The sequence below is a fragment of the Janthinobacterium sp. UMAB-56 genome (assembly GCF_900095265.1).
Classification (GTDB): domain Bacteria; phylum Pseudomonadota; class Gammaproteobacteria; order Burkholderiales; family Burkholderiaceae_D; genus Janthinobacterium.
The window spans coordinates 389,304-402,698 of the sequence record NZ_LT607653.1; the positions used below are offsets into that span (position 1 = coordinate 389,304).

Consider the following 13,395-nt stretch of genomic DNA (forward strand, 5'->3'; position numbering starts at 1 on the left):
CGTGCGGCGCGTCGTTTCAATTGAGGTCCCCTACGGCGAGTGTCTGTTTCAGGTTGAGCGGCAGATAGGTAAATTGCAGGGCGCCTTGCGCCACGCCGTCGAAGCGGTAACGCACTTCGAGCGTGTCGCCAGGGCGCGCCACCACGTTGCGTTCGCCCACCTGCAGGAAGTAGGCCGCCTTGCCTTCATCGACAAAGCGGCCGAGGAATTGAAAGGGCAGCGGCGGTGGCGCGTTCGCATCGACGCGGGCAGCGGGGAGTGCCGCCTGGGCTGCCTGCTGGTCGAGCATGATCTTTTTCGGCGTCTCCGGCTGCCAGCTTTGCTTGGCGAACAGGGTGGCCGCTTCCTCGTCATCGAGACCCCGACGCGGTTCGATGACCAGGGCGCGATCGGTTTGCGCAGCAACAGTGGCTGTAGCGAGAGGCGCGACCGCCACACGCTCCACCTGGCGCGGCGTGGCCGTGGCCGGCCCGACGATGCTGCCTTCGTCTTCGGGCGCGAAGAGGGCGGCCAGCAAGGTCGCCACGGCGGCCCCGCCCAGTACGGCTTTTTTCATCGGCGCACCTCCGCCTTTTTCACCAGCAAGATGAACTGGATGCGCGCGTCGATCTCGCCCGCCTCGATCTGCTCGCGCTTGAAAAGCACGGAGTCGAGCGTCAGGGTGGGCAGCGCTTGCAGGGCGTCGACGATAAAGGCTTGCAGCTGCGCGTATTCAGCGCGTACGGGCAGGGTGATCTGGTAGCGCAAAAAGGCCGTATTGCCGTCTTCCTGCGGCTTGTAGTCCGCCTTGGCCAGGGTGACGCCGCTCTTTTGCGCCACCTCCAGCAAGGCCTTCAATTGTTCCGGAATGCTGTCATGCGCGGGCAGGTAGGCGTGAAAGGCGGCCAGGCTGTCCGCATCGGCATCGAGCGTGACGGCCGCCGGCGGCAGTGCCGCCTGCCTGGCCGCAGCGGCCAGGTGCGCCGTCAGTTGCTGCTGGCGTTCGGCCAGCGCATCGCCCTGCTGCATGGCGAAAGCGGCCAGCGCCAGGTAGGCCGCACCGATGGCGCAAGGCCAGCCCAGGCTACGCCACAACCGTTGCGCTTCCCACTGCAGGCGCGGCGGCAGGCGCAATTGCACGCGTGGACGGGCCACGGGCGCGCTGGTTGTTAACACGGGTTTTATTGCCGCCATTGCGCCTCCAGTTGAAAACGGTAAGGATGTTCGGGGGCATTCGCATTCATTTCGTGTTTGAGCAAATACACGGAGCTGAACATGGGCTGCTGGTTCAGGAAGGCCAGGTAATTGAGCATGTCCTGCGGCGTTTCCGCTTCGGCGGCGATCTTCAGGACGCTGGCGCCAGCCTGTCCCTGTTGCGCGTTCAGGTCCAGCCCCAGCAAGGCGATGCGCACGTCGCGTGGCGCTTGCACCGTCCTGACCAGGCGGGTGACGGGCAGGTTAAGCTGGCGCACGGCGGCGGCCACCTGTTTCAGTTCGAGGTCGCGTTCACGCTGCTGGCTTGCCGAAAGGGGAACGCGCACGGGGCGCGCTGGCTGCAGCTGCGCCAGTTGCGCTTCCAGGCGCCGTGTTTCCTGCAGCTGCACCAGCCAGTACACGGCGGCTGGCAGCAGCATCAAGCCGCCCGCCAGGCACAGAGCCAGGCGCCAGCCCTTGAAGGTCTGCTTTGCTCCGGGCGGCAGCAATTCCAGGCGGCTCAGGCCCATGCGGCCTCCCGCATCAGGTGGGCGGCGCTGGCCACGGGGAGGGGCTGGAAGCGCTCCGGCAAATCCTTCTGCGCCACGCCGCTCAAATCGAGCAGGGCCACCTGTTCGATGGCGTCCAGCTGCGGCGCGCGCAAGTTCCATCGCCGCCACGCGCTATCCAGTTCCTCGCCCCAGGCGGCGCCGCAAGACTGGCTGTGCAGGGCCGAGATGCGTCCTGCGCCCGTTGTTGCCAGCAGCAGCCGTCCCGCTTCCACCAGGGCGAAGGCTGCGGGCTTGCCGCCAGCGATGCAGCGCCAGGCTGGCCCGACGATGGGTTCGATGGACAGGCAGCGCCGGCCATGCGCGGCCGCAGCGTCCTGCACGCCTTGCAGCAGGGCCGCATCGATGCCGCAGGCCAGGCGCGGCTTGCCGTAAGGCGCATCGTCGGTGGCCAGGCGCCAGGCGCGCGCGCCATCGCCGTAGACGGCAGCGAACTGGCTATGCAGGAAGCGCTGTGCGCTGCTCCGGTCGAGCAGAGCGCCGCTCCACGGCACCATCAGCATGGCGCACCAGCGGCTGGCCAGGCTGACGGCCAGTGGCAGTTTTTTGCCGCCATCCTGTTCGAGCCAGCCGCGCAGGGCGGCCAGCGCCACTTCCCAGCTGGCGTCGGGGTTCAGAATGGGCAGGTGGAAGGCGCTGGCGGCATCGGGGCGGCCGGCGCGGCGCAGCACGCCGTCCAGCCCGTGCGGCGCCAGGTGCAGGCACAGGGTGGCGCGGCCCAGGCGTTCAATAAGTGACACGATTGAGCTCCGCTAAAGTGGTTTCGCCGCGTCGCACCAGATCCAGGCCCGCGTCGCGCGCCAGGAGAAAACCGTTGCGCGCCGCTTCTTCCTTCATCTGGCTCAGGGGCGCGCGCGTGCAGATCATTTCGCGCATGGCGTCGCTGAGCATCAAGACCTCGGCGACAGCCTTGCGGCCCTTGTAGCCGGTGCCGCGGCAATGGCCGCAGCCCTTGCCGGCCATGAATTGCCAGTCCTGTACCTGGTGCAGGGTCAGGCCGCTGTCGCGCAGCTGCTGCGCATCGGCCAGCACCTCGGCGCTGGCGTCGACGGCGCAATGGGCACAATTGAGGCGCAGCAGGCGCTGCGCCACGATGCCGTTCAGGGCGGCCGCAAAGCTGTAGGCATCGACGCCCATGTGCAGGAAGCGGCCGACCACGTCAAAGACATTGTTCGCGTGCACGGTGGTAAACACCAGGTGGCCCGTGAGCGCGGCTTGCACGGCGATCTGCGCCGTTTCGTCATCGCGGATTTCGCCGATCATGATCTTGTCGGGATCGTGGCGCAGGATGGAACGCAGGCCGCGCGCAAACGTCAGTCCCTTCTTTTCGTTGACGGGGATCTGCAGCACCCGCGGCAGCCGGTATTCGACGGGGTCTTCGATGGTGACGATCTTGTCGCGCCCCGTATTGATTTCCGTGATGGCCGCGTACAGGGTGGTGGTCTTGCCGGAACCGGTGGGCCCTGTCACCAGCAGCATGCCGTGCGGCTTGGCGGCCAGGCGGCGGATCTGCTCGATGGCGTCCGCGTTCAGGCCCAGGCTTTCCAGGCGCAGCGCCTGCGCCGCCTCCGTCAGCGCGCGCCGGTCCAGCAGGCGCAGCACGGCGTCCTCGCCAAAGATATTGGGCATGATGGAAACGCGAAAATCGATCTCCGCCCCTTTCACGCGCACCTTGAAGCGGCCATCCTGCGGGATGCGGCGCTCGGCGATATCCAGGTCGGCCATGACCTTGATGCGCGAGATGATCTGCTCGGCCATCGCCAGTCCCTGCACCTGGCCCGCCTGTACCAGCACGCCATCGACGCGGTATTTGATGACCAGGCTGGCCACGTCGCATTCGAGGTGGATATCGCTGGCCTGGAATTTCAGGGCGTCGTAGATGGTGGAGTTCACCAGTTTGACCACCGGGCTGCTGTCTTCACTGATGCGAATGAGCGAGATATCCTCGATGCTCTGGTCGAGGCCCGGCACGTCATCCCCATGCTGCATTTCCTGCATCGCCTGCTGCACGCTTTCCTGCTGCAGCAAATAGGCTGCCAGGTCGTCCGGGTGCGCCAGCGCCACCGTGAAGGGCGTGGACAGGGCGAAGTCGGCCCACTGCAGCAGGTCTTCGGCAAACGGGTTGCCGATGATGAGCACGGGCGGCGCGCCGGGGGCGCCCGACTGCAGCAGCACGCAGTCGCGCTGGGCGCAATCCGTGTAGGGCAGCAGAGCAAAGGCGGGCAAGGCGGCCTGCAGCTCGGCCATCGTCCACGCCGGGTAGCGGAACAGGGCGGCCAGCTGGCGCAAAAAGACTTCGGGCGGCAGGGCCGCCGTTTCCTGCAGCACGGCCATCTGCGGGCGGTCCTGTTCCAGCGCGCTGGCGTGGGCGCGGCGCAGCATGGCGGCATCGAGGACGGTGCGTTCTTCGTCGCGTGCGTTCATGACATGAACTTCAAGATAAGCTCCCGGCCAGTTCAAAGATCGGCATGTACATCAGCACCACCACGCCGCCGATCACCACGCCGATGATGGTCATCAGCAGCGGTTCGAGCAGGCGCGACGCCCAATCCACCCAGCGGGCGAATTCCTCGTCGTGGAACTTGGCGGAACGTTCCAGCATGTCGCCCAGGCGGCCCGTGTTTTCTCCCACTTTCAGCAGCGATTGCGCCACCGGCGTGGCCATGCCGGCGTGTTCCAGCGCGGTGGAAAACGGCATGCCTTCCTGCACCGCGCGGCGGGCCTGCGCCAGCTGTTCCTGCTGCGCCGGCAGCAGCATGGGGCCGACCATGGCCAGCGCCTTGTGCAGCGGAATGCCCGCGTGCAGCAGCAGGCTCAGTGCGCGATAGAAGCGGGCCAGGCGAAATTCTGCCGCCTTCCCGGCCAGCACGGGCAGGCGCAAGAGGCGCAAGACCATGGCCTGGCGCGCACCGGCATTGGCGATGCCAAAGACCACGGCAGCCACCACGGCGGCCAGCGCACCGGCGCACAGCAGCGGATGCGCGGCCAGGGTCTGTCCAAAGCCCAGCAGCATTTGCGACATCCAGGGAATTTCGCGGCCCGAGCTTTCGTAGACGACGCTGAATTTTGGCACCACGTAGCCGAGCAGGAACAGCGTCACCAGGCCGCCGACGACGAGCAGCATGCACGGGTAGATGGCGGCGGAAATGAGTTTTTTGCGGATGGCGTCGAATTGCAGCTGGTAGGCGACGAAGCGCGCCAGCGCCTCGGGCAGGTTGCCCGAGCGTTCGGCAGCGTGCACGGTGGCGATGTAAATGTCGGGGAAGATGTCGGGGAAACTGGCCAGGGTGTCGGAAAAGCTCTGCCCTTGCTGCAAGGTGAGCACGATGGCAGCCAGGGTGGCCCTGGCGCCCGGGCGCGTTTCCTTGTTGTGCAGGGTGGCCATGGCTTCGCCCAGGTTCAGGCCCGCTTCGAGCAGGGCCAGCAATTCCTGGCTGAATTGCAGCAGGGGCAGGCCCTGCTTGCCGGGACGCGGCGCGATGCCTGCCTCCTGCGCAGGGCCATCGTCCACGGCCAGCACGCGCCAGCCGCCGCGCACGGCCGCGCGGATCGCCTCGGCCTCGCTGGCGGCGTCGATGGCCAGGGCCTGGCTGCCCGCCGGGCCCTGCACCTGGAGGTGGAACTGCATCGTCGGCTCAGGCGAGCATGATGAGGGCCAGGGGCGTGAAAATGCGGTGATCGGTAGAGGGGAATGCGCGTGCGGACAAGGTCGAGGTAGGCATCGGTCAGGAACAATCCAAAAAAGTTCAATTCGTAGCGGGTACCGGCAGCAGGCAAGATGCAATCACTGCCTCAGGGTAGACTGGAATTGCCAGAAAATCAATCGTGTTGTGTTGTGTTGCGTGTGCGTGCAGGCAGCCACTCATGCCTGCACGCACTGAGCCGCTTACTGGGTGATGAGGCTAACCTTGTCGACCACGAACGAGGTTTGCAGCGAGGCGTCCTCGGTCGCGGCAAACGAGATCTGCACGGTCTGACCCTTGTAGGCGATCAGGTCGAAGCTGCGGATCTGGTAGCCGGCCGCCTTGTTCACGTTCGAGTACGAGGCCAGGGTGCCCAGCACCGTACCGGCGCTGTTCTTCACGCTGACGACCAGCTTGTCGTACACGGTATTGCCCGTTTCCGCCGTGTCGATATGCAGCGCGAAGGTCAAGCTGGCCGAGGTGGCGGCAGCCGGAATGGTCACGCTTTGCGTCAGCGATTCGCTGGCCGTGGTGCCATTGCCGCCCAGCCAGGCGTACTTCGTGCCTTCGTACGCGGTCTGGCCCGTGAAGGTGCCGATGGCGCCCGTGGTGCCGCTCCAGCCCGTGGCGCCGGACTCGAAGCCGCCGTTCGTCACGCGTTCGGTGGCCGAGCTGGTGCCGACCGTCAGAGTGGCGTTGTTCGACGTGGCCGTCACGGCGGGCGACGAGGAATCCGTCACCGTCGCCTTGAAGACGGCGCCGCTGTCGGCCGCTGCGGCAGTGAAACTGTAGGCGGGTGACGTGGCGCCGCTGATCACGGCGCCGTTGCGGTACCACTTGTAGGTGTACGGCGCCGTGCCGCCACCTGCGCCCACGGCGAACGAGGCGGTGGCGCCCGGTGCGACGCTGATGCTGGCCGGCTGGCTGGTGATGGTCACCGCGCCGCCCGTGGTCGTTTCATCGACGTCGGCGCCCACGTTGATGGCTGCATAGGCGCGCTTGACGGCGATAGCCTCGGCGCTGCCCACGCCATACAGTTCTTCGGCGGCCAGCAGCACCTTGTTGCGCGCGTCGGCATAGTTGGTCGACGAGGTGAACTTGGTGGTGGCGGCCTTGAACCAGATGCGGTAAGCCTTGTCGCTGCCGATGCCGGTCATGGCCAGCGGGCTTTTGTTCAGGTAGGAGCTGTAGTAGTCGCTGCTGGACGTGGAGTTCGAGCCTTGCGACAGGAAGTAGAACATGCGGTTGTTCGGGCCGCTGCTGTAGTGGACGTCGAGGTTCTTGATGGTGCTGCTCCATGCATTCGGGCTGCTGCCATCCTTGCTTGGCTTGTACAGCCAACGCAGCGGCTGGCCATTCTTGGCGATTTCCTTGCCCGTCATCCAATCGTTGCCCGTGTTGGGGATGCTGGTGCCCGTGCCGCCGGCGCGCGCATACGCCTCCACCATTTCACCGGCGATGTCCGAGCTCGATTCGTTCAAGCCACCCGACTCCTGCGAGTAGATCAGGCCAGAGGTAGCGTCCGTGATGCCGTGGCCCATTTCATGGCCGATCACGTCGATGGAACCGAGGTTGTTGAACGAGCTGCCGCCGTCGCCGATGTACATGCACTTGCAGCTGCTGTCGTAATAGGCGTTGTCGTAGGCCGTGTTGACGTGGGCGGCGATGTGGGTGGCCGTGTTGTTGCCGTCCAGGCTGGACCAGCCCAGCACATTTTTGTGCGTGTCGTAGGTGTTCATCAAGCCCCACATCGCGTTCACGGCCGCCGTCTGGCCGTTGGCGTTGGTGGTGCTGCCGCCGTTGATGTACTGCTGGCCGTCGCCCCAGGTATTGCTGGTGTTGCTGTACACGCTGCCCGAGCTGGTGCCGTGGTTGGCATTCGTGATGGCCATGCCGCCGAAACTGCCACCCGTGCCGCGGCTGGGGTCCTTCATGGTGTAGGTGCTGCCCGTGAGCGTGGTGTTGAGCGGTACCTGGCCGTTGTACTGGCTGTTGCCGATGCCTGCCACGGTTTTCAGGGCTTTCCATTGACGCAGGATGCGGCCATCTTTGGCGCTGACGACGGTGTCGTAGTAGACGGGCTTATTGCCGCTGATCATGCGCGTCTGCACCAGATAGGCCAGCTCGTAGTGGTCGACCACGTCCTCTAGGTCGAGGGCGTTCAGCGCGGCTTCCGACTTGTTCTCGGCGCCTGCCACGCGCACCGTTTTCATCACGGGGTAGATCAGTAGTTGCGCATGTGGCGGCACGTGGTCGACGGCCGGCACGCCGATGCTTTTCACGGCGGCAGCGATGGCGGCGGCGGCGCTGATGGCCGGCGTGGTGTCGATATCGGTGGTGGCGCTGCGGGTGACGGTATTGACGCCGCCGCTACCGAGGCCGGACGCGCGGTCCGACACCGATACACTGACGATGTCGCCGGCGCTGTTGCTGACCACTACTGTCTCGGAACCGAAGACGGGCAAGCCCTTGTAGGTGTGCTGTACGCGGCTCACGCGGGTGCCGCTGACGCCCGGATGCTGGGCGCCGACGGCAAAGCCATGTTCGGTATTGAGGCCACGGTTGCGCGCTTGCGCGGCCAGCTTGTTGACCAGGTTGGCGTTCTCTTGTGGAGAGGCCTGGGTGACCGGGGCAGCCATCAGGGTCTGTGGCAGCGGCGTGGCGGCCTCTGCCGTGGTGGCCATCAGCGGCAGGGCGGCGATGGATGCGGCAACTATCGTCAAACGTAAATTCATTTCTGCTCCATGGTATCGGTTAAGGAAATGGTGAATGAGCTGGCCGCAATGCCTGATGGCCATCCCGGCGTGCCTGGCGGCGGGCGGATAGCCTGCCGTCTTGTGGTGGCATGATGTCGGGTAGGGGGACACTAAACTTGTCGAGATCGCCATGTCAAAAAAATCAAGAAATAGGTCACGACGCGAATTTTTGTTAAGAATTGAACATTTACCGACCTTGCATCAGCGGAAAGTTTGATTTGCCACAAGCTGCAACTTTTGTTTTGGACTACTTCCCCAAATGGCGTGTTCTGTTGGAAAAACACTGTTGCCTTTTCTGAATGTTGCGATCTACACTAGCTTTTCGCCTTGTCCCCAGCGGACTAAGCGAAGACAAAAAAGCGCACGCGGCAATGACCGCGTCCAGATACAGCGCATCGGGAAAAAAATCGGGAGTTTCACATGACATCAGTTCTGTTTTCTGCTGTTGGTTTCAGCCATTTCCACTCTGCAGCGGCCATCACGCTGCGTCCGCCATCCTAGCTGCCGCTACCCGGCCCATCCCCCGCAAGGGGGCTTTTCAGTGAGTCCGGCCACGCCGCCCGGCGCGGCCGATGGCGCAGTGCATCCTTTTTTCAGGAAGGGGTGCCGGCTACTGGTGCGTGCACCGGAATCACCGGCCCGAGGAACTATGCTTTCGATAGCGACCAAAGTGGAACAGATCGTGATGGAATCGGCCTTTCTCAGCGAGGGATTGGGCCGGGGCTTGCTTAACCTGTCGGAAGTGGCGCGTCAGCTGCAGCCGCAATTGCAGAGCGACTTATGGAAACCAGTGGGGCAGGCCGCCGTGGTGATGGCGCTGCGCCGGCTGGCCGAACGGATGCCGTTGCAGAAAAGCGGCGAGATCGTGCTGGTGCACCGTGCGGGAGAATTGAGCACGCGCAGCGAGCTGATGATTTTTACCTACCGCTATTCCGACCAGACGTATGCCTGCCAGCGCCAGTTGCTGGCGCTGGCAGCGCCTCAGCGCGGCACCTTCATCACGGTCACGCGCGGCGTCAACGAAGTGATGGTGATCTGCAGCCGCAGCCTGCACGCGCTGGTGGAAGAGGTCTTTGGCAGCGAGCAGGAACTGGCGCGCCTGGAGCGGGTGACGGCCGTGACCCTGCACCTGGCGCCCGAAACCTGTTATACGCCGGGCGTGTATCACGCCATCCTCAAGCGCCTGGCCTGGGAACGTATCAACCTGATCAACATCATTTGCACGTACACGGAGCTGACCTTGCTGCTGGAAGCGTCGCAGACGGGGGCCGCTTTTGCCGTGCTGTCGAAAATCGTCGCCCAATGAAAAACGCCCCGCTGCAGCGATGCAGCGGGGCGCAGGCGGGAAGCAGTCCGTTTATTTTTCCAGCTGCGTACGCACGCGGGCGATCGCGGCGCGTACCTGGCGTGGCGCGGTGCCGCCCACGTGGTCGCGCGCGGCGACCGAGCCTTCCAGGGTCAGCACTTCAAATACGTCTTCGCCGGTTAGGGGCGAGAAGGCGCGCAGCTGTTCCAACGACAGGTCGGCCAGGTCGCAACCGGCGTCGACGCAGGCGCGCACGGCCAGGGCCACCGCCTCATGGGCGTCGCGGAACGGCAAGCCCTTTTTGACCAGGTAGTCGGCCAGGTCGGTTGCCGTGGCATAACCCTGCAGGGCTGCCGCGCGCATCGCTTCCGGTTTCACCGTGATGCCGCCGGCCATGTCGGCGAAGATGCGCAGGGTGTCGATGACGGTGTCGACGGTGTCGAACAGCGGTTCCTTGTCTTCCTGGTTGTCCTTGTTGTAGGCCAGCGGCTGGCCTTTCATCAGGGTCAGCAAGCCGATCAGGTGGCCATACACACGGCCCGTCTTGCCACGCGCCAGTTCCGGCACGTCCGGGTTTTTCTTTTGCGGCATGATCGACGAGCCGGTGCAGAAGCGGTCGGCGATGTCGATGAAGCCGATGCGTGGGCTCATCCAGATCACCAGTTCTTCGGCCATGCGCGACACGTGCATCATCAGCACGGCGGCGGCGGCGCAAAATTCGATGGCGAAGTCGCGGTCCGAGACGGCGTCGAGCGAGTTGTGGCACACGTCGTCGAAGCCCAGGGTCTTGGCCACGCGCAGGCGGTCGATGGGGAAGGTGGTGCCGGCCAGGGCGGCGGCGCCCAACGGCAGGCGGTTCACGCGCTTGCGGCAGTCGGCCATGCGCTCGGCGTCGCGGCCGAACATTTCAACATACGCCAGCATGTGGTGGCCGAAGGTGATCGGCTGGGCCACCTGCATGTGGGTAAAGCCCGGCATGATGGTGTCGGCATGCTGCTCGGCCAGGTCCGTCAGGGCGCTGCGGAACGTCGCCAGCAGAGCGGTGATGTCGTCGATGGCGGAGCGCACGTACAGGCGGATGTCGGTGGCCACCTGGTCGTTGCGCGAACGGCCGGTGTGCAAGCGCTTGCCCGCATCGCCTACCAGTTCGGTCAGGCGTTTTTCGATATTCAGGTGGACATCTTCCAGGTCCAGCAGCCATTCAAACTGGCCGGCGGCGATTTCCTGCGAGATTTGCGCCATGCCGCGCACGATTTCCGCGTAGTCGGCCGGGCTGATGATGGCTTGCGCATGCAGCATTTCCGCATGGGCCAGCGAACCTTCGATGTCGAACAGCGCCAGGCGCTTGTCAAAAAATACAGAAGCTGTGTAGCGCTTGACGAGGTCCGAGACCGGTTCGGAAAACCGGGCCGACCAGGCTTCGCCCTTTTTGGAGAATTGATCAGTCATGAAAGAAGTCCTTTAGTGTAGGGCGATTATAAACAAGGTTGGCTTGCGGTAGGGCTTTTAGGGGCGTGCAGGGCGCTGAAATGGCCAGGAATGGGGCTGGCAAGCGTCAAATGGCAGGCCAGGGCGGTATTGCGCGTTCCATCCGGGCTTTTTGTATTCTGTCCCGCAAATCATGCGTTTTGTCGCAATCCGATGGCAGTTCAGGGGTGATCGGCCTACAGTTCAATCATCGCAGGACAAACAGCAACGCCCCTCAACCTCAAGGAAAATATCATGAACATCGCTAAAAACATGGAAGCCATCTTCGTTGCCATCATCGCCATCGCCGCCGCCACCAGCCTGGCCACCGCCGCCGTACCGAAGTTCCGCGCCGCGCCAGCACCCATCGTCGCCAGCGCCGATCAAGCCACCATGCACACCGTGTACGTCAGCGCCAAGCGTTTGAGCGCGGAAGAAAAAGCCGCACTTTAAGCGCGGCCATGCAATGCAGGCAGTACGCAAGATATTCACAGCAAACAGCAGTACCGCATCATGGACAGTCAGGACGGGTGGCGCCCCCGCTTCTTTCCAGCCCTGGTGACAGCAGCGGGAAAAAGACCGATGATCGTGTTTTCAACGATAGCAGGGTCTGCACAATGCCAGCGCTGATGATCAGTACCGACAAGGCGGAACTCGACGTTCCGGCCATCCACCATTTTCTCAGCACGCAATCGACATGGGCCATCGGCATCCCGCTGGCCACCGTGCAGCGCGCCATCGACCATTCTCTGTGCTTCGGCGGTACGCTTGACGGCCGCCAGGTGGCTTTCGCCCGGGTGGTCAGCGACTACGCCACGTTCGCCTATCTGGTCGACGTGTATGTACTGGAAGAGTTCCGCGGCTGCGGCTACAGCAGGCGCCTGATGGAGGCCGTGATGGCACACCCCGACCTGCAGGGCTTGCGCCGTTTCATGCTGGCCACCAGCACGGCGCATGGCTTGTATGCGGACTACGGTTTTACGCCGCCCATCAGGCCGGAGGCGCTGATGGAGCGGTATGTGCGGGACATCTACCAGCGCTGACTGGCTTACTGCCAGTGCATCAGGCAGGGGGGAATCAGCAGCAGCAGCGCCAGCGCCAGGTAAATCAGCTGCAGCGGGATCATCCACTTGGCCCACGTAATCCAGGGCACGCGCGCCAGCGCCAGCACGCCAACGGTGATGCCGGAAGTGGGGATCATCGGCGTGGTGAATTCGCCGAACTGGAAGGCCAGGATGGCGGTCTGGCGCGTGACGCCCACCAGATCGGCCAGCGGCGCCATGATGGGCATGGTGAGAGCCGCCTGGCCGCTGCCCGAGTGGATGAAGAAATTGATCACCGACTGCATGAAGAACATCTTTTGCGCGGCAAAGACGGGGCTTGACGAGGCCACCAGGGGCGTGAGCGCATGCAGCATGGTGTCGATGATCTGCGCGTCGCGCGCCAGGATCATGGTGCCGCGTGCCAGCGCGATGACCAGCGCCACACTGACCATGTCGCGCGCGCCCTGCACAAAAGCGGCCACCAGGCTGTCCATGTCGAGCCGGCCGACCAGGCCGACGACGATGGCCATCACCAGGAACAGGGCGGCGATTTCATCGATGAACCAGTCGTACCTGACGACGCCGACGACCATCGTCAGCAAGGTTGCCATGAAAATCCACAGCACGGCGCGGTGCGTGCGCGTCATGCCGGCAAAGCTGTCCAGGTCCATCGAGTGCTCGCTGCGCTTTTCGATGTCGAGCAGATAGGTCGGGCTTTTTTCCGGATGGCGCTTGATGCGCGCCGCGTACCACATCAAAAACACGATGCTGACCGCCGTGGCGATGGCCCACACGATCAGGCGGTAGCCGATGCCGGAAAAGATCGGCACGCCGGCGATGCCCTGCGCGATGCCGACGTTGAACGGGTTCAGGAAGGCGGCGGAAAAGCCCACCTGCGAGCCGATGAAGGGAATCGACACGCCCGTGATGGTGTCATAGCCCAGGGCCAGCGCCAGCGGCACGAAGATGAGGATGAAGGGAATGGCTTCCTCGTTCATGCCGAAAGTGGCGCCGCCGAGCGAGAACATGGTGAAGAAGACAGGAATGATGGCGGCGCGCACGAAGCGCGAACTGGTATGCGCCTTGGCGATGGCCTTGATCAGGGAATCGAAGGCTTCCGTTTTTTGCAGCACGGCGAAGGCGCCGCCGACGATCAGCACGAAGCCGATGATCAGGCTGGCGTCGACGAAGCCCTTGATGGGCGCCATCATCAAGGCGGCCAGGCCCTGCGGCTTGTTGTCGACATAGTGAAACGTACCGGGGATGATCAGCTGCTTGCCGTTCACCAGTTGGGTGTCGAATTTCCCGCCCGGTACCAGCCAGGTGGCCAGGGCGATCATGGCCAGGATGGCGCACAGCAGGACGAAGGTATTGGGGAGCTTGAATTTTCTCATGGCG

General features: G+C 64.1%; 12 protein-coding genes. 3 read left to right on the forward strand and 9 right to left on the reverse strand.

All coding sequences use genetic code 11. The features are described from left to right. Positions 1-16 precede the first annotated feature (16 nt). From K0F85_RS07720 to K0F85_RS07750, 7 genes are all read right to left on the reverse strand, one after another. Positions 17-556 (reverse strand): hypothetical protein, encoded by a 540-nt coding sequence (locus tag K0F85_RS07720; protein ID WP_219115453.1) that lies wholly within the window; start codon positions 554-556, stop codon positions 17-19. After that, a complete protein-coding gene (pilO, locus tag K0F85_RS07725) occupies positions 553-1,173 on the reverse strand; it encodes a type 4a pilus biogenesis protein PilO (protein WP_219115454.1) in 621 nt (206 codons plus the stop codon). The genes K0F85_RS07720 and pilO overlap by 4 nt, the downstream gene beginning before the upstream one ends. Continuing rightward, positions 1,161-1,703, reverse strand: coding sequence for a hypothetical protein (locus tag K0F85_RS07730; protein WP_219115455.1), 543 nt, complete (start codon positions 1,701-1,703; stop codon positions 1,161-1,163). Before K0F85_RS07730 ends, pilO begins: the two co-directional genes overlap by 13 nt. Continuing rightward, entirely contained in the window at positions 1,694-2,482 is a 789-nt protein-coding gene (locus tag K0F85_RS07735) for a hypothetical protein (RefSeq protein WP_219115456.1), read from the reverse strand. Before K0F85_RS07735 ends, K0F85_RS07730 begins: the two co-directional genes overlap by 10 nt. Further along, positions 2,469-4,166, reverse strand: a complete 1,698-nt coding sequence (locus K0F85_RS07740; RefSeq protein WP_219115457.1) for a GspE/PulE family protein — start codon at positions 4,164-4,166, stop codon at positions 2,469-2,471. The genes K0F85_RS07735 and K0F85_RS07740 overlap by 14 nt, the downstream gene beginning before the upstream one ends. A gap of 10 nt (positions 4,167-4,176) precedes the next feature. Then, a complete protein-coding gene (locus K0F85_RS07745; protein WP_219115458.1) occupies positions 4,177-5,370 on the reverse strand; it encodes a type II secretion system F family protein in 1,194 nt (397 codons plus the stop codon). Between the two features lie 258 nt (positions 5,371-5,628). Continuing rightward, positions 5,629-8,160 (reverse strand): M4 family metallopeptidase, encoded by a 2,532-nt coding sequence (locus tag K0F85_RS07750; protein WP_219115459.1) that lies wholly within the window; start codon positions 8,158-8,160, stop codon positions 5,629-5,631. Between the two features lie 670 nt (positions 8,161-8,830). On the opposite strand from K0F85_RS07750, the gene K0F85_RS07755 reads away from it, so the two are divergent. Next, the gene (locus K0F85_RS07755) at positions 8,831-9,487 is read left to right on the forward strand and encodes a hypothetical protein (RefSeq protein ID WP_219115460.1); all 657 of its coding nucleotides are present in this window, start codon (positions 8,831-8,833) and stop codon (positions 9,485-9,487) included. A 51-nt stretch (positions 9,488-9,538) separates the two neighbouring features. Here the strand turns inward: K0F85_RS07755 and argH are convergent, their stop codons facing one another. Further along, on the reverse strand, positions 9,539-10,936 hold the full coding sequence (argH, locus tag K0F85_RS07760) for an argininosuccinate lyase (RefSeq protein WP_219115461.1): 1,398 nt from the start codon (positions 10,934-10,936) through the stop codon (positions 9,539-9,541). Between the two features lie 273 nt (positions 10,937-11,209). On the opposite strand from argH, the gene K0F85_RS07765 reads away from it, so the two are divergent. Beyond that, entirely contained in the window at positions 11,210-11,407 is a 198-nt protein-coding gene (locus tag K0F85_RS07765; protein WP_219115462.1) for a hypothetical protein, read from the forward strand. Between the two features lie 176 nt (positions 11,408-11,583). Continuing rightward, a complete protein-coding gene (locus tag K0F85_RS07770; protein WP_257572602.1) occupies positions 11,584-11,997 on the forward strand; it encodes a GNAT family N-acetyltransferase in 414 nt (137 codons plus the stop codon). Between the two features lie 5 nt (positions 11,998-12,002). Here K0F85_RS07770 and K0F85_RS07775 read toward each other — a convergent pair whose 3' ends face one another. Then, entirely contained in the window at positions 12,003-13,391 is a 1,389-nt protein-coding gene (locus K0F85_RS07775) for a YfcC family protein (RefSeq protein WP_219115464.1), read from the reverse strand. Positions 13,392-13,395 lie beyond the last annotated feature (4 nt).